Annotated in this window: 11 protein-coding genes; 10 read left to right on the top strand and 1 reads right to left on the bottom strand. The window is 61.5% G+C overall.

Features of this window, described 5'->3' with window-relative positions; all coding sequences use genetic code 11:
* Positions 1 to 27 precede the first annotated feature (27 nt).
* Together ACA054_RS14430 and ACA054_RS14425 are read left to right on the top strand one after the other, a co-directional pair.
* Positions 28 to 1,623 (top strand): arylsulfatase, encoded by a 1,596-nt coding sequence (locus ACA054_RS14430; protein ID WP_497689995.1) that lies wholly within the window; start codon positions 28 to 30, stop codon positions 1,621 to 1,623.
* A gap of 569 nt (positions 1,624 to 2,192) precedes the next feature.
* Positions 2,193 to 3,656 carry a flavin monoamine oxidase family protein gene (locus ACA054_RS14425; protein ID WP_497689994.1) on the top strand — a complete coding sequence of 488 codons (1,464 nt, stop codon included), beginning with the start codon at positions 2,193 to 2,195 and terminating at the stop codon, positions 3,654 to 3,656.
* A gap of 35 nt (positions 3,657 to 3,691) precedes the next feature.
* On the opposite strand, the gene qhpR is transcribed toward ACA054_RS14425, so the two are convergent.
* Positions 3,692 to 4,702, bottom strand: a complete 1,011-nt coding sequence (qhpR, locus tag ACA054_RS14420) for an AraC-like transcriptional regulator QhpR (RefSeq protein ID WP_497689993.1) — start codon at positions 4,700 to 4,702, stop codon at positions 3,692 to 3,694.
* 221 nt (positions 4,703 to 4,923) lie between these two features.
* Between qhpR and ACA054_RS14415 the strand changes: the two genes are divergently transcribed.
* The 8 genes from ACA054_RS14415 (at position 4,924) to ACA054_RS14380 (ending at position 16,324) form a co-directional block, all read left to right on the top strand.
* Entirely contained in the window at positions 4,924 to 6,366 is a 1,443-nt protein-coding gene (locus ACA054_RS14415) for an arylsulfatase (RefSeq protein ID WP_497689992.1), read from the top strand.
* Positions 6,367 to 6,484: 118 nt separating this feature from the next.
* Positions 6,485 to 6,853, top strand: a complete 369-nt coding sequence (locus ACA054_RS14410) for a c-type cytochrome (RefSeq protein WP_497689991.1) — start codon at positions 6,485 to 6,487, stop codon at positions 6,851 to 6,853.
* A 75-nt stretch (positions 6,854 to 6,928) separates the two neighbouring features.
* The gene (locus tag ACA054_RS14405) at positions 6,929 to 8,713 is read left to right on the top strand and encodes a DUF1302 domain-containing protein (RefSeq protein WP_497689990.1); all 1,785 of its coding nucleotides are present in this window, start codon (positions 6,929 to 6,931) and stop codon (positions 8,711 to 8,713) included.
* 21 nt (positions 8,714 to 8,734) lie between these two features.
* Positions 8,735 to 10,102 carry a DUF1329 domain-containing protein gene (locus ACA054_RS14400; RefSeq protein ID WP_497689989.1) on the top strand — a complete coding sequence of 456 codons (1,368 nt, stop codon included), beginning with the start codon at positions 8,735 to 8,737 and terminating at the stop codon, positions 10,100 to 10,102.
* Positions 10,103 to 10,241: 139 nt separating this feature from the next.
* Entirely contained in the window at positions 10,242 to 12,044 is a 1,803-nt protein-coding gene (locus ACA054_RS14395) for an acyl-CoA dehydrogenase (protein WP_497689988.1), read from the top strand.
* A gap of 152 nt (positions 12,045 to 12,196) precedes the next feature.
* The gene (locus tag ACA054_RS14390; RefSeq protein WP_497689987.1) at positions 12,197 to 14,308 is read left to right on the top strand and encodes a 3-hydroxyacyl-CoA dehydrogenase NAD-binding domain-containing protein; all 2,112 of its coding nucleotides are present in this window, start codon (positions 12,197 to 12,199) and stop codon (positions 14,306 to 14,308) included.
* A 55-nt stretch (positions 14,309 to 14,363) separates the two neighbouring features.
* Complete coding sequence (locus tag ACA054_RS14385) at positions 14,364 to 15,548, top strand: acetyl-CoA C-acyltransferase (protein ID WP_497689986.1); 1,185 nt, start codon at positions 14,364 to 14,366, stop codon at positions 15,546 to 15,548.
* On the top strand, positions 15,548 to 16,324 hold the full coding sequence (locus ACA054_RS14380; protein ID WP_497689985.1) for an SDR family NAD(P)-dependent oxidoreductase: 777 nt from the start codon (positions 15,548 to 15,550) through the stop codon (positions 16,322 to 16,324). Before ACA054_RS14385 ends, ACA054_RS14380 begins: the two co-directional genes overlap by 1 nt.
* The last annotated feature ends 119 nt before the right edge of the window (positions 16,325 to 16,443 follow it).

Raw genomic sequence — 16,443 nt, 5'->3', positions numbered from 1 at the left:
TCAATTTTTAAAATGAGGAGACAGTCCATGATCGAATGCATCAAGCGTCTGGCCATGATAGGCATGGCATTCGCCATGCTCGCCGCCCCGCTGGCACAGGCCCAGTCAGCCAAACCCAACATCCTGGTGATTTGGGGCGACGACATCGGCTGGCAGAACGTGAGTGCCTATGGCATGGGCACCATGGGCTACACCACGCCGAACATCGACCAGATCGGCATGGAGGGCATCCGCTTCACCGACCACTACGGACAGCCATCCTGCACGGCAGGCCGAGCGGCATTCATCACCGGGCAGTATCCGATTCGTTCCGGGATGACCACCGTGGGCCAACCGGGCGACAAGCTCGGCTTGCAAGCCGCCTCGCCGAGCCTGGCCGAGGTCATGAAAGAGGCCGGTTACCGCACCGGGCAGTTCGGCAAGAACCACCTGGGCGACAACAACCCCAACCTGCCAACAGTGCATGGCTTCGATGAGTTTTTCGGCAACCTGTACCACCTCAATACCGAGGAACAGGGTGAGTACGCGGACTACCAGAATTTCGCCAAGCAGTATCCCGGCGGACCGCAGGCCTATGCCAAGAAGTTCGCCACCCGAGGCGTGCTGCACAGCTTCGCCACCGACAAGGACGACGCGACGGTAGACCCGCGCTTTAGCGTGGTCGGCAAACAGACCATCGAGGACACCGGACCGCTGACCACCAAGCGCATGGAAGATTTTGACGGCGCGGAAGTGATCCCTCACGCGATGGACTTCATGCGCAAAGCGAAGAGCGACGACAAGCCGTTCTTCGTTTGGCTCAACACCAGCCGCATGCACCTGTACACCCACCTCAACGACAAATGGCAACACGCTGCCGACAAGTACACCCACGAAGACGACATGCAAGGCAGCGGCATGATGCAGCACGACCACGACATCGGTCAGGTGCTCGAATTCCTCAAGCAGAACGGCCTGGATGAAAACACCATCGTCTGGTACTCCACCGACAATGGCCCGGAACACTCCTCCTGGCCACACGGTGCGACGACCCCCTTCCGCGGCGAGAAGATGACCACTTACGAAGGCGGCGTGCGTGTGCCCTCGATGCTGCGCTGGCCCGGAGTAATCAAGCCGGGGCAGATCAAGAATGGCATCCAGGCGCACCAGGACATGTTCACCACCCTGGCAGCGGCAGCGGGCGTGCCGGATGTGGTGGAGCGCATGAAAGTACAGAAAAAGCAGTACATCGACGGCATCAACAACCTTGACTACTGGACGGGCAAGGCGCCAGAAAGCGCGCGCACCAGCCTGTTTTACTATATCGAGAGCAAGTTGACCGCCGTGCGCATGGGCCCGTGGAAGTTGCACTTCTCGACCAAGGAGGATTACTACGCCCCGATCAAAGCGTTGTTTGCGCCGCTGATGTTCAACCTGCGCAGCGACCCGTTCGAAAGCTACGACAGCAATGACTCCTACGGCCACATGATCCAGAAGTCGTCGTGGATCTCGGCGCCGATGGGCGAGCTGATCGGCGCGCACCTCAAATCCCTGGCCGAGTACCCGCCGGTGCAGACGGCCAAGTCGTTCGACCGGTCGAACCTGGTGCAGGATTTCCTCAAGAGCCAGCAGAAGACACCCTGACGAATGATCGTTCCCACGCTCTTCGTGGGAATGCCGCCAGGGACGCTCCGCGTTCCGCTGACGACGCAGGACTTGAGCCCTGCGCAATGGTGACGCGGAGCGTCACGGGATGCATTCCCACGCAGAGCGTGGGAACGATAAGGTAACTAGAGCCCGGTGGTCTTGATCGTTCCCACGCTCTGCGTGGGAATGCCGCCAGGGACGCTCCGCGTTCCGCAGTTGACGCAGGACTTGAGCCCCTGCGCAATGGTGACGCGGAGCGTCACGGGATGCATTCCCACGCAGAGCGTGGGAATGATAAGGAAATAGAGCCCGGTGGTCTTGATCGTTCCCACGCTCTGCGTGGGAATGCCGCCAGGGACGCTCCGCGTTCCGCTGACGACGCTGGACTTGAGCCCTGCGCAATGGTGACGCAGAGCGTCACGGGATGCATTCCCACGCAGAGCGTGGGAACGATCGGGCAACCGATGGCACCCGATGGCAAAGCGTTGGCGTCAGCCGACAATCGCACCCCACCTCGTTCAGGCAGGCTGAGGCAAACCTCAGCAGTCAGAATCAAAGGTGTGGAAATGGACAAGAATCACAGTACTGGCGTCAGCCGTCGCAAGTTCCTGCGCAATGCAGGCGTAGCAGGCGCCGCGGGTGCGGTAGCAGCGGTCGCGGCCGCGCCCAATGGCATGGCGCTGGCTGGCGAACCACAGCGAGCCAGCAAGCGACCGGACTGCGACTACGACGTCATCGTTATCGGTGGCGGATTTGCCGGCGTAACGGCAGCACGCGACTCGATGAAAAACGGCTACAAGACCCTGGTGCTGGAAGCGCGCAGCCGCCTCGGTGGGCGCACCTTCAGCAGTGAATTCGCCGGCCACAAGATCGAGCTGGGCGGCACCTGGATCCACTGGAGCCAACCCTTCGTATGGAGCGAGGTGCAACGCTACGCCCTCAAGCTCAAGGAAACCCCCGAGCCCTTCGTTGAAGACAAGCAGACCATCTACGTGCTTCACGACGGCGAGCGTGTCGAACTCAAGGGTAAGGACCTGATCACCGTCGCCGAGGCCGTTAACGCCTATTTCGCGGAGGGACGAAAACTGTGGGAGCGTCCTTACGACGCCAAGCACACCTGGAAAGAACTGCTCGCGGTAGACGGAATGACGGCAGCCGACCGTTACGCGCAGCTGAATCTGACGCCGCTGCAACGCACCATTGTCGATGCCTACGTCGCAGGCGCCGCGCATACGACCAGCGATCGCGCCTCCTACGCCGATGTACTGCGCTGGTGGGCACTGCCGGGCTCGGATTTGTCACTGTTCGTCGACTCACTCGGCCATTACACGTTCAAGGACGGCACCGTCAGCCTGATCAACGCCATGATCGATGACGGCAAGCCCGAGGTGCGCCTTTCGTCACCGGTGACCAAGGTCGACGATCAGGGCAATCGCGTACTGGTGACCACCCAACAGGGCGACATCATCTCTGCCGGCGCCGTGATCATTGCCGTACCGATGAACGTGCTGCCGCGCATCGCTTTCAGCCCGGCGCTCGACCCGGCGCTCGTGGAGGCGGCGAAAGAAGGTCATACCGGAAGCGGCATCAAAGTATTCGTGCGGACCAAGGGCAAGCTGCCAACCGAGGGCAAGATGCTCGGCATCGCCGATTCGAAACAGCCGCTCAATCTGCTGGTGACCTACGCCAAGGCAGAGGACCACACTATCTTCGTCGGTTTCGGTAGCGACCCCGCCAAACTCGACATCCAGGATCGAGACGCTGTGCAGAAAGTGGTGAGTGAGTTCTTCCCGGGCATGGAAGTGGAACAATGCTACGGGTATGAATGGACGCTGGACCCCTACTCCAAAGGCACCTACTGCAGCTACAAGCCGAACTGGCTGGGCAAGTATTACGATCACTTTCAGAAGGACCGTGGCAGAGTGGTATTTGGCCAGGGCGACCATGGCGAAGGCTGGCGCGGGTTCATCGATGGGGCCATCGGTGCAGGCAGCCAGGCCGCCAAACGCACCCAGAAGTTGCTCGGCTGACGTTCACTGCCGGTGGCCGCGCAAACGGCCATCGGCTACTGCTGGTTCAGCTGTCGATACTCACGCGGCGTCAGGCCGGTCCAACGTCGAAAAGCCCGGGTAAAAGAACTGGCCTCGTTGTAACCCAGACGCATCGCAATGTCGGTCAGGCTCAACGAAGAGTGGCGGACAAGATCAATCGCCCGCGCCTGACGGATTTCCTCTACCAGTTCGTTGAACTCCACGTTCAGTTCGCTGAGGCGCCGCTGAAGAGTACGTTTGCTCATGCACAGCTGCGAGGCCACCTCATCGAGCCCGACCTTGCCTCCTTTGAGATCGGCTTCGATCGCCAGGCTGATACGCATGGCCAGATCGCTGTCGGCAAGTCGTCGCTTGCGCTCCTCCTCCAGTCCCGGCAGCAGTGCCTGAAATAACCTGGGGTCGGACGTCACCAATGGCTCGTCCAGCATCGCTGCCGGCCAGACCAGCGCGTTGACAGGCTGGTCAAAGCGGACCGGACACTGGAAGGCCTGCCGGTGCAAAGTGATGTCTGCCGGTTGCGGATGTACAAAGTCGACCCGCACCGGCGAAAACCGGCCCGCCGTGAACTCTTTCAACCGTGTACACAGCACGGCCAGTGCGTATTCCGCATCCTGTCGGCGTTCGGTAATGCTGGGGTCGGTAAGGCGATAGCATATCTCCAGAAGGTTGCCATGCAGCCGCCACGTCAGCTCATTGGCCTGGGCGTGGACCACCATAAAACGACTGCCGAAATCCAGCATGGCGCGCACGGTCGGTGAACTGCGTGCCGCATGCCCGAATCCCCCCAGCAGGCTACTTTCAGGTGTCCCTTCGAACAGGCCAAGACCCAGGCGCAAGCCGAGATTGGTGTCCGATTGCGCCGCAGTGATCTCAAGCAAGGCGATGTACTGACTCAGCGGAATCATCGCGTCAGGACGCTCGAGCACTTCCGAAGGCAGCCCCACCAAATCGAGGAACGGCCGGAACACGTCAGCGTGATGCAGCAGCAAGGCTTCGGCGTAAACGGTGTAGTTCAAGCGGGGCATCTTCACTACTCTCCTCGGGCTGCTCACTATTATTTCGTGGCCGGATGCGGGTCGTTAGCGACAATGCCACGGTACGACACAGATTGCACTGGACTTGCAGCCCGCGTCCGGGCTGTGCCGCAAATGGCACCAAATGGCAAAACACAGGCACAGGCTGGCAAGTACGAAAATGATGGTTGGGTGACTGTGATGTGTATTTCTGCCCTCGCTTTGGAGCTCCGATGAAAACCAAATTGTCCTGCCTGCTGTTGAGCTTGTCGCTGAGTCTCCCCTGTCTGGCCCAGTCCGCGAATCCCAATATCGTCGTGATCCTGGTCGACAACCTCGGCTATGGCGAACTGGGATCCTATGGTGGCGGGATTTTGCGCGGTGCCGAGACGCCACGCATCGATCAACTGGCTGCCGAGGGTGTGCGCCTGACCAACTTCAACGTTGAGCCCCAGTGCACGCCGTCACGTTCAGCACTAATGACCGGTCGCTTTCCGATTCGCTCGGGGACTGCTCGGGTACCTAGTGGCGGCGCAGCGGATGGCCTGACTCTGTGGGAGGTCACCTTGGCCGAACTGCTCTCCGGGCGCGGCTATGCCACCGGCATCTGGGGCAAGTGGCACTTGGGTAGCAGTGACGCACGCCTGCCCACGCAACAGGGCTTCGACGAGTTCTATGGCGTGCCGCGCACTTACGATGAAGCCATGTGGAGTCATGCCGACGACACCAACAGCCTGTCGCCGGCAATGGGCAGCAAGCAAGGTTGGGACGAGAACCTGGTTCCCGCACAATCCATCTACGAAGCCCGCCGGAATGAAGCGCCGCGCAAGGTCAAGAAACTCGACCTCGCCAGCCGTCGCACCCTGGACGAGGAAATTGCCGATCGGGCAATGACATTCATCAAGCACAATGCTGAAGCTGATAAGCCGTTCTTCGCCTTCGTCTCGTTTTCCCTGATGCACATGCCCACCCAACCGAACCCGGCCTTCGCCGGCAAAACCGGGAACGGGTCCTGGGCCGACGCGCTGGCAGAGATGGACTTTCGCACCGGACAGCTGCTCGATACCCTGAAGCAGGCTGGCGTCGCCGATAACACCCTGGTGATTTTCGCCAGTGACAACGGCGGCGAGGCTGTCCTGCCGTGGGCCGGCGCCAATGGACCTTGGCGCGGCACCTACTTCACCGCCATGGAAGCGTCGCTGCGTGCGCCATTCATCCTGCGTTGGCCGGGGCAGACGCCGGCCGGCAAAGTCAGCAACGAGATCGTCCATATCGTCGACCTGTACACCACGCTCGCCCACGTCGGCGGAGCGCAAATACCTACGGATCGTGCGGTAGATGGCGTGGATCAATCGGCCTTTCTCACCGGAAAACAGCAAAACTCAAATCGCGAAGGCTTCCCGGCCTATGTCACTGACCGACTGTCGGCAGTCAAATGGCGCAACTGGAAACTGCACTTCTTTCTGCAGGACAGCATGTTCGACCCTGCGCTGCCACTCTCGGCTCCCCGCTTGTTCAACCTCCTGACCGACCTGCGCGAGGAGCAGAACGTGATCATCCAGAACTCCTGGGCGCTGCATCCGATGATGCGCATCGTGAGCGACTTCAAAGCCAGCCTCAAACAGTACCCGCCCATCGAGCCAGGTACGCCTGACCCATACACCCCACCAAAGTAATCACCCCTTCGCCAACGATTGGCACGCCATGACAAGTCACTGGCGTGTCACGGCGATTCAAAAGACGTTCCCGCTGCCACTTTAGAACCACCTTCAAGCGCAGCCCCAAGGAACGTTCATGCACCCTCTTCTACGCCCATTGGCCGGAGCCACCGCTCTGACTTTGAGCTTCACCTGCCTGGCCGCCGAGTGCGACACCCAGGCCGGCCAGCGAGTTTTTCAGACCAAGTGCAGTGCCTGCCATGCCCTCGACGCAGACCGCGTCGGGCCGCACCTCGCAGGCGTGGTGGGACGACCGATCGGCTCGGTGCCGGGGTTCACCTACTCAAGCGACCTGGCGGGAGCCAAGCGCGACTGGACCCCGGAAATGATCGACCGCTGGCTGACGGCGCCTGCCCAACTGTTCCCCGAAACGATCATGGCTTTCGGCGGCCTGCGCAAGGTTGAAGAACGGCAGGCGGTGCTCTGTTTCCTGCAACACAGCTAGACCGGCCGCGCCCCCCGGCACTTTGAAACGGCAAGCGAGCTTGCCCGGGTGAAAATAACAATAAGGACACGCCAATTGAGCAACATTTGTTTGCAACGCTGTTTGCTGGCAACAGCTATTTCAGCCACCCCGTTGGCCGAAGCACTCGCTTCCAACTTCACGATGGGTGAGCTTCAGGGTCAATTCGATTCGGCGTTGTCGATCGGCTCCAGCTGGGCCACCCAGAGCCCCAGCAATAAGCTGATCGACGCCACCAACGGCGGCAGCGGTTTTTCCTCATCGGGAGACGATGGCCGCTTGAACTTCAAGAAGAGTGAAACCTTCTCGAAGATCTTCAAGGGCGTACACGACCTGGAGCTGAGCTACGGCGACACGCGGGCCTTCATTCGTGGCAAATATTGGTACGACTTCGAAACCAAGGACGAGAACCGGCCGTTCAAGCCGATCAGTGATGATGGCCGTGAGATGTCGGCACGTTCATCAGGCACGCAAATCCTCGATGCCTTCGTCTCGCAGCGGTATGAGCTGGCTGAGCACCCTGGTGATGTCCGCCTGGGCAAGCAGGTGGTGAGCTGGGGTGAAAGCCTGTTCATCGGCAACTCGATCAACTCGATCAACCCGCTCGACGTCGCCGCCCTGCGCCGGCCCGGCTCCGAGCTCAAGGAGGGGCTGATCCCGGTCAACATGTTCTACATCTCCCAGGGCATCAGCGAAAACCTGAGTCTCGAGGCCTTTTACCAGCTGCAGTGGAAACCCTACGCGCTGGACAACTGCGGCACCTTCTTTGGCACCGATCCGGTCGCCAAGGGTTGCGATAACAACCTCAACGGCGGTCTGGCAGGCGTCGCGCCGCTCGAACCGATCGCCGCCGCGGCGGGACTGGGCTTCGGTATCAGTAACCCGGAAGGCGTGATCATCCGCCGCGAACAGAACAACGATCCACGCGACAGCGGCCAGTACGGCATGGCCTTGCATTGGCTGGGCGATGGCGTGGAGTACGGCGCTTACTACATGAACTACCACTCGCGCGCGCCGAAATTCAGTCTGCGCACCGCCAGTGGCGTGACCAACTTCATCAACAACGATCCGGGTTTCGCGGCCCTTGACCCCGACCAGCAATTCGCACTCGGTCTGGCGACCGGTGCCGGCAACACCCACTACTTTCTCGACTACCCGGAAGACATCCACCTGTATGGCGCCAGCTTCGCCACCGAACTGCCCACCGGGACGGCATGGAGCGGCGAGATCAGCTACCGGCCCAACGCGCCAGTCAGCATCAACACCGCCGACCTGTTCGGCGGTGCGCTGAACCCGACCTTCGGTGCCCTCACCGGCTCGGATATCGAGCCGACCGTGCCGGCCGAGGAAGGTCAGGTCCTGCAGGGCTGGAAGCGCAAGGAAGTCACCCAGGCCCAAACCTCCTTCCTGCATCTGTTCGATCCGGTGTTGGGGGCCACTTCGCTGAGCATTGCGGCTGAATTCGGACTGACCCACATCGGTGGCCTTGAGTCGCTGGACAAGCAGCGCTATGGCCGCGACTCGGTATACGGCGACATCACCCAGGGCGGTCGTCACGGCTACTACACGGCGAATTCCTGGGGCTACCGCGCCTTCGCCAACCTCAAGTACAGCGATGTATTCGCCGGGATCAACCTGGTTCCCAACCTGTTCTGGTCACACGACGTCGACGGTTACGGACCGGTATTCAACGAAGGCTCCAAATCCGTCGGCCTGGGTCTCGATGCCGACTACCGCAACACCTATACCGCCAGCCTCAGTTACACCAACAACTTCGGCGGTGATTTCAACACGGATATCGACCGTGACTTCGTCTCGCTCAGCTTCGGCGTGAACTTCTAAGCACCCCTCAGGAACACGATCATGAAAACAATCCTCAAGAAAGGCTGCATCCTTGCATTGAGCTTGCTGGCCAGCCATGTCATGGCGGCAGTCTCGGCTGACGAAGCCGCCCGCCTCGGCACCACCCTGACACCGCTCGGCGCGCAAAAAGAAGCCAATGCCAATGGCAGCATTCCCGCCTGGACCGGGGGGCTGCCTAAAGACGCCGGAAAAGTCGCACCCAACGGTTTCCTGGCCAACCCGTTTGCCGGTGAAAAGTCCCTGTTCGTCATAACCGCGACCAATGCCGAACAGTATCGAGACAAGCTGACCGATGGTCAGATGGCGATGTTCAAGCGTTACCCGAGCACCTACCGCATGCCTGTCTACCCCACCCATCGCACTGCCACGGTTCCTGCGGCCATCATGGAAGCAGCGAAAAAAAGTGCTTTGTATGTGCAACCGGTCAACGGTGGCGATGGCCTGAGCAATTTTGAGAAAAGCGGTTACTACGCGTTCCCGATTCCCAAGAACGGTGTCGAGGTTCTCTGGAACCATGTCACCCGATATGTAGGGGGCAATTACTGGCGCAGCTACATCCAGGTCACACCGCAAGAGAATGGCGCCTATACACCGGTACGCTTCGAGGAGGAGCAGGTGTATCCGGAGCAAGTTGCTGATTTTCCGCCAGAGCAGAAAGGCAGCATTCTGTACATGGTCAAGCAGCGGGTAACCGCGCCGGCTCGTCTGGCCGGTACTGCCGTGCTCGCGCATGAGACGCTCAATCAGACCACCGAGCCGCGCCTGGCATGGGTATACAACGCTGGCCAGCGCCGGGTACGACGGGCACCGCAAATCGCCTATGACGGTCCGGGCACCGCCGCCGAAGGCTTGCGCACCGCCGACAACCTCGACATGTTCAATGGCGCGCCGGACCGTTACGACTGGAAGCTGATTGGTAAAAAGGAACTGTATATCCCTTACAACAGTTACGCCCTCGAGTCGCCGACGCTCAAGTACGACGACATCGTCAAAGCCGGGCACATCAACCCCGACCACACCCGATATGAGCTGCACCGGGTATGGGAAGTGGTCGCGACGCTCAAGGCCGACAGCCGCCATGTGTACTCCAAGCGGCATATGTTTGTGGACGAAGACACCTGGCAAATCGCCGAGGTCGACCACTATGACGGCCGAGGCCAGCTGTGGCGTGTCGCCGAAGGCCACGCGCTGTTCAATTACAGCCAGCAGACGTCTTATCTGGCGGTCGAAACGCTGTACGACCTGATATCCGGACGCTACCTGGCCCTGGGCATGCGCAACGAAGAACCAGGCACCACAACGTATGACCTGGCGGCGAAATACTACGACTTCACCCCAGCCGCCCTGCGTTCGGACGGCCTGCGCTAAGGTCCTCAGGAATTTGACATGCTCCGGCCTCCCCCAAAGGAGGGGGTAATTGCCCGGAACACCTCTCTATCGTGGTCGCTTGTAACGGGCCACGAATCCTCCCATGGCCCCCACTCGACACTGTCTGACGAGAGATGCCATGACTGACCTGCTGCTCAACGAACGCGAATTGCGCTTCCAGCTTTACGAGCTGCTCAATACCGAGGCTTTGCTGCAACGCCCGCGCTATGCGGAACATGATCGCGGCGTATTCGACGCCTCTCTCACCACCGCCCGCCAGATCGCCGCCGAGCTGTTCGCTCCGCACAACCACAAGGGCGATGCCAACGAGCCGACCTTCGATGGCGAGCGGGTTCACATGATTGCCGAGACCAAGGTCGCGTGGGATGCCTTTGCCCAGGCCGGCTTCCTGGCCGCTCACCACGACTTTGCCGATGGCGGCCTGCAATTGCCGGAAGTGGTCTTGCGCGCCTGCATGGCCTATTTCAATGCGGCCAACATCTCCACCGTTGCCTATTCCTTCCTGAGCATCGGCGCGACCAATCTGCTAAAGGCCTTTGCCAGTCCGGCGCTGCGCGAGCGTTTCCTGGCGCCCATGCTCGACGGCCGGTTCAGCGGCACCATGGCCCTCACCGAGCCTGGCCAGGGTTCGGCGCTGGGTGACCTGCGCACCGCAGCGCGCCCAGCCGAGAACGGCACTTACCGGATCTTCGGTCAGAAGATGTTCATCTCCGGTGGTGACCACGAGCTGACCGATAACATCGTGCACATGGTGCTGGCCCGTATCGAAGGCGCGCCGGCCGGTACCAAGGGTATTTCGCTGTTTCTGGTGCCCAAGTTCCTGGTCAATGCCGACGGCAGCGTCGGGGCGCGCAACGACGTGGCCCTCGCCGGCCTGCTGCACAAGATGGGTTATCGCAACACCACCTCCACCGTGCTGAGTTTCGGCGAGCACGATGGCGCCGTGGGTTACCTGGTCGGCGAGGCGCATCAGGGCCTGAGCTACATGTTCCAGATGATGAACGAGGCCCGTATCGGCGTCGGTCTCGGGGCTGCCAGCCTCGCCTATCAAAGCTACATTCACGCCCTGGACTACGCCCGTGAGCGTCCGCAGGGTCGCCTTCCCGGGAACAAGAATCCGGCAGTGCCCCAGGTGCGCATCGTCGAACATGCCGATGTGCGCCGGATGCTGTTGCAACAGAAAGTCTATGCCGAGGGCAGTCTGGCGCTGTGCCTGTACGCCAGCAGCCTGGTGGAAGATGCTCACACCGCAGCCACTTCGCTTGCGCGCAACAACGCCGCCGAACTGCTCGACGTGCTGACGCCAGTGGTCAAGTCCTACCCTTCGCGCTACGGCCTGCTCGCCTCCGAGATTGGCGTCCAGGTCCTTGGCGGCGCCGGTTATACCCGCGAGTACCCGCTGGAACAGTACTACCGCGACAACCGCCTGAACCCGATCCATGAAGGCACCGAAGGCATCCAGGCGATTGACCTGTTAGGTCGCAAACTGGGACCACGCGGTGGTGACGGTTATCGACTGTTCACCGCCGAAGTGCTGGCCACTCTGCTTGACGCCAACAGCGACACGCACTGCGCGCCGCTCGCGGCACGGCTGGCCGATGCCTTGAGCGTACTCGAGCAAGTCACCGCCAGCCTGCAAGCGCAAGTGGCGGCCGATGCCAATCTTGGCATGGCCAATGCCTCGCCTTATCTGGATCTGTTTGGTCGCGTGGTGGTCGGCTGGATCTGGCTGCGCAAGGCGCTGCTGGCCAGCCGGGCCCTGGGTTCGGACGCCAGCGGAAGCGATGCCGATTTTTATCAAGGCAAGTTGCAGGCTGCGCACTACTTCATGACCTGGGAACTGGCGTCGCTGGAATCCCAGGGGCGTCTGCTCACCGATGCCAACCATGTCGCCTACTACATGCAGGACAGCTGGTTCTAACGCTCGCCCAAATGTGGGAGCGAGCCTGCTCGCGATGGTCGTCAACGATAACGCGTGTATTCAGGGTCAACGCGGCGTTCCGTCGTCCATCGCCAGCAAGCCGGCTCCTACAGGGTTTGCGTTTGCCCTTTCAACAACTTCAGGAAAGCATCATGAGCACACTGGTCACCTATCACGTCGAAGACAATCTCGCACTGATCGGCCTGGCATCAAAGCCCGTCAACGCACTCGGACAACCCCTGCGCGCCGCCATTCTCGAAGCCTGCGTCCGCGCCGCCAGCGATCCGGCGGTATCGGCGATTATTCTGCACGGTGCAAACGGCTTGTTCTGCGCCGGTGCCGATATCAGCGAATTCGGTCTCCCTGGGTCTTTCGCCGCCCCTTCTCTGCCCGACCTGCTAATGCGCCTGACCGAGATCGACAAGCCATTGATTGCGAGCATCGACCGCTTCGCCCTCGGTGGCGGGCTGGAACTGGCGCTGGCTTGCGGTTACCGCATCAGCGCTGCCAACAGCCGCCTCGGCCTGCCGGAAATCAACCTGGGCCTGTTGCCCGGTGCGGGCGGGACCCAGCGTTTGCCGCGACTGATCGGGGCCGAACCGGCACTCGACATGATGATGTCCGGCCAGCCTGTCAGCGCCGGCCGCGCCCTCGACCTCGGCTTGGTCGACCGCCTGCTCGGCGAAGGCGATGACTTGCTCGATGGCGCACGCAGCTTCGCCCGAGAGTTGATCCGCGAAGGCGCAGCGGCGCGTCCCGCAGAACGTCACGCCAATCCGGCCGCCGCCCTGCCCGATGACTATTTCACGCGCTATCGCGCCAGCCACGAACCGCGCTGGAAAAATCGCCTGGCACCGCGACTGGTGCTGGCGGCCGTCGAATCGGCCTGCGTGCTGCCGCTGTACGCTGGCTTGCAGCGCGAAGTCGCCCTGTTCAAGGAAGCCGAAGCATCAAAGCAATCCCAGGCCCTGCGCCATGTGTTTTTCGCCGAGCGTGAGGCGGGCAAAGTGGCCGGTGTCAGCGCCTCCACAGCCTTGCGTCCGGTGGCCCGAGTCGCCGTGATCGGCGCCGGGACCATGGGCGGTGGCATCGCCATGAACTTCGCCAACGTCGGCATTGCCGTCACGCTGCTGGAACTCAAGCCCGAGGCGCTTGAGCGTGGGCTGGGGCAAATCCGCAACAGCTACGAGATCAGCCTGCAACGCGGCAAGCTGACCCAGGGCGAACTCGACCAGCGCATGGCCTTGCTCACCGGCACCCTCGACTATGCCGACATTGCCGAGTGCGACCTGGTGATCGAGGCGGTGTTTGAAAGCCTGTCGATCAAACAGCAGGTATTCCGCACGCTGGATGAGGTGTGCAAGCCCGGTGCGATTCTGGCCAGTAACACCTCCTCGCTCGATGTCGATCAGATCGCGGCAGTCACGCGTCGCCCGCAGGATGTCATCGGCCTGCACTTTTTCAGTCCGGCCAATGTCATGCGTCTGCTGGAAGTAGTGCGCGGCAAGCTCACCGCGCCCGAGGTGCTGGCGACCGTACTGAAACTGGGCAAGACGATTGGCAAGATTCCGGTGGTGTCCGGCGTGTGCTTCGGCTTCATCGGCAATCGCATGCTCGAACCCTACTCCCGCGAAGCCCATCGCCTGGTGTTGGAGGGCGCTGCTCCAGCGCAGATTGACCAGGTGCTGACTGACCTGGGCCTGGCCATGGGGGTGATGGCGATGCACGACCTGGCCGGAATAGACGTCAGCTTCCTGGTGCGCGAATCCCGTCGTGAAGCGATTGCCCATGATCCGAGCTACTGCCGGATCGCCGATGAGCTCAACGCCCTCGGTCGCTTCGGCCAGAAGACCAAGCGTGGCGCGTACCTCTACGAGGGCCGCGAGCGCAAGGAAGACTTCGAAGTCATCACGCTGGCTGAACGCATCGCCGGTGAACTGGACATCCCGCGCCGGCCGATCACCACCGAGGAAATTCATGATCGCTGCCTGTTCATGCTGATCAATGAAGGCATCCAGTTGCTCGATGAAGGCATCGCCGAACGCGCGGGTGATATCGACCTGGTGTGGATCAACGGCTACGGCTTCCCGGCCTGGCTCGGCGGTCCGATGCACTATGCCGAGCAGATCGGCCTGGACAATGTGCTGGCCGGTATTGGCCATTACCGCAAGGCCCTCGGCGAATACGGCGAGATGTGGTTCCACCCTGCCCCGTTGCTGGAGCGACTGGTCGCTGCCGGCAAGACCCGCATCGAACGAATCTGATTTTGATACGGCCCCCGCTATGGGGGCCGAATCTCCATTTCACAGGAACAACACGATGAAAGAAGCCGTTATCCTTTCCACTGCCCGCACGCCGATCGGCAAGGCGTTTCGTGGTGCCTTCAACGTCACCACTTCCCCGACCATGGCCAGCTTCGCGATTCGCGCCGCCGTCGAACGCGCCGGTATCGAGGCTGGTGAAATCGAGGACCTGGTGATGGGCACCGGCATGCCCGCCGGCACGGCTGGCTGGAACCTGGGGCGCATGAGCGCATTGGCCGCGGGCCTGCCGCTGAGCGTCAGCGGCCAGACCCTGGACCGCCAGTGCGCTTCGGGCCTGATGGCCATCGCCACTGCTGCCAAACAGATCATGGTCGACGGCATGCAGGTGACCGTCGGTGCGGGCCAGGAACACATCAGCCTGGTGCAGAACCGTCATATGGAATGGGTCGGTAGCCAGCACGACGAAAGCGTCCTGCGCAACGTGCCCCTCGCCTACATGCCGATGCTGCAAACCGCCGAACTGGTTGCCAAGCGTTACGGTATCAGCCGCGAAGCGCAGGACCTCTACAGCCTGCAATCGCAACAGCGCACGGCCGCTGTGCAACGAGCAGGTTTGTTCAGCCATGAAATCGTGCCGGTCACGGTCACCAAACAGGTGGTGGACAAGGCCAGCGGTGCGGTCAGCCACGAACAGGTCAGCCTGAGTCTGGATGAAGGCAACCGCCCACAGACGATCCTTCAAGACCTGAGCAAACTCAAACCGGTGATCGAAGGTGGTTGCATCACCGCCGGCAACGCCAGTCAGCTGTCCGATGGCGCCAGTGCCTGCGTGTTGATGGACGCGCGACTGGCGGAACAGCGCAATCTGCAACCGCTGGGTTTGTATCGGGGCATCGCGGTGGCGGGTCTGGCGCCGGAAGAAATGGGCATTGGCCCGGTGCTGGCGGTGCCGAAACTGCTGAAGCAGCATGGGCTGAAAGTCGATGACATCGGGCTCTGGGAGCTCAACGAAGCCTTTGCCTGCCAGGTGCTTTACTGCCGCGACAAACTGGGCATCGACAACGCTAGGCTCAACGTCAACGGCGGCGCGATTTCCATCGGCCACCCGTATGGCATGAGCGGTTCGCGCATGGTCGGTCATGCCTTGCTGGAGGGTAAACGCCGTGGGGTGAAGTACGTGGTAGTGACCATGTGCGTCGGCGGTGGCATGGGTGCAGCCGGCTTGTTCGAGGTGTTGTGATGGACGTTTTCAATAGTTTTTCTTTGGTGGGCAAGACGGTGTTGGTTACCGGCGCCTCCAGCGGTATCGGTGCGCATCTGGCGCGCGTGGCCAGCGCTGCGGGTGCGCGCGTGGTGCTGGGCGCGCGGCGTGTCGAGCGCTTGCAGCAGCTCGCTAACGATATTCGCCAGACCGGTGGCGAAGCGCTTGTCGTGGCTTTGGACGTTACGGATCGGGACAGCGTTGAAGCAGCGTTTGACGCAGCCGAAGCCGCTTTCGGTGTGGTGGACGTGGTGCTCAACAATGCCGGCATCGGCAATGGTCAGCGGGTCCTGGAGGTCAGCGAGTCCGATTGGCGCGCGATGCTGTCAACCAACCTCGATGGCGTCTGGCGCGTGGCCCAGTGTGCGGCGCAACGGCTTGCGAAGGCGCAGCGGCCCGGCAGCATCGTCAACATCGCCTCGATGCTCGGCCTGCGCGTGGGCACCGGCTACAGCCACTACTGCGCGGCGAAGGCCGGCGTGGTGCAATTGAGCAAATCGCTCGCCCTGGAGCTGGCGCGCTATCAGATCCGCGTCAACGCGATTGCGCCGGGTTACTTCAAGACCGAAATGAACGACGCCTATTTCGACAGCGACAAAGGCCAGGCGTATATACGCGACACCGTGCCGATGCGGCGATTGGGCAGCCTGCAGGAACTGGAAGGCCCCTTCCTGCTCCTGGCAAGCGAGGCCGGTGCCTTCATGACAGGCGCGGTACTGGCGGTGGACGGCGGCCATCTGGTCGGCAGCCTGTAGGAGCGAGCTTGCTCGCGAAAAACTTCAGGACACCGAGGTGATTCAGGCTGCCCGCGTCATCGTTGACCACCATCGCGAGCAGGCTCGCTCCCACAAGGGATCTCCATCGGCCGCAGATC

This window comes from Pseudomonas sp. LBUM1653 (assembly GCF_059716115.1).
The sequence above is the reverse complement of the archived record's forward strand: the minus strand, read 5'-3'. Positions and strand labels throughout refer to the sequence as shown.

What these genes read in the sequence shown, in the direction of transcription:
- ACA054_RS14430 (WP_497689995.1), top strand. Translation starts at nt 28, where the DNA reads ATGATCGAATGCATCAAGCGTCTGGCCATGATAGGCATGGCATTCGCC.
- ACA054_RS14425 (WP_497689994.1), top strand. Translation starts at nt 2,193, where the DNA reads ATGGACAAGAATCACAGTACTGGCGTCAGCCGTCGCAAGTTCCTGCGC.
- qhpR (WP_497689993.1), bottom strand. Translation starts at nt 4,702, where the DNA reads ATGCCCCGCTTGAACTACACCGTTTACGCCGAAGCCTTGCTGCTGCAT.
- ACA054_RS14415 (WP_497689992.1), top strand. Translation starts at nt 4,924, where the DNA reads ATGAAAACCAAATTGTCCTGCCTGCTGTTGAGCTTGTCGCTGAGTCTC.
- ACA054_RS14410 (WP_497689991.1), top strand. Translation starts at nt 6,485, where the DNA reads ATGCACCCTCTTCTACGCCCATTGGCCGGAGCCACCGCTCTGACTTTG.
- ACA054_RS14400 (WP_497689989.1), top strand. Translation starts at nt 8,735, where the DNA reads ATGAAAACAATCCTCAAGAAAGGCTGCATCCTTGCATTGAGCTTGCTG.
- ACA054_RS14395 (WP_497689988.1), top strand. Translation starts at nt 10,242, where the DNA reads ATGACTGACCTGCTGCTCAACGAACGCGAATTGCGCTTCCAGCTTTAC.
- ACA054_RS14390 (WP_497689987.1), top strand. Translation starts at nt 12,197, where the DNA reads ATGAGCACACTGGTCACCTATCACGTCGAAGACAATCTCGCACTGATC.
- ACA054_RS14385 (WP_497689986.1), top strand. Translation starts at nt 14,364, where the DNA reads ATGAAAGAAGCCGTTATCCTTTCCACTGCCCGCACGCCGATCGGCAAG.
- ACA054_RS14380 (WP_497689985.1), top strand. Translation starts at nt 15,548, where the DNA reads ATGGACGTTTTCAATAGTTTTTCTTTGGTGGGCAAGACGGTGTTGGTT.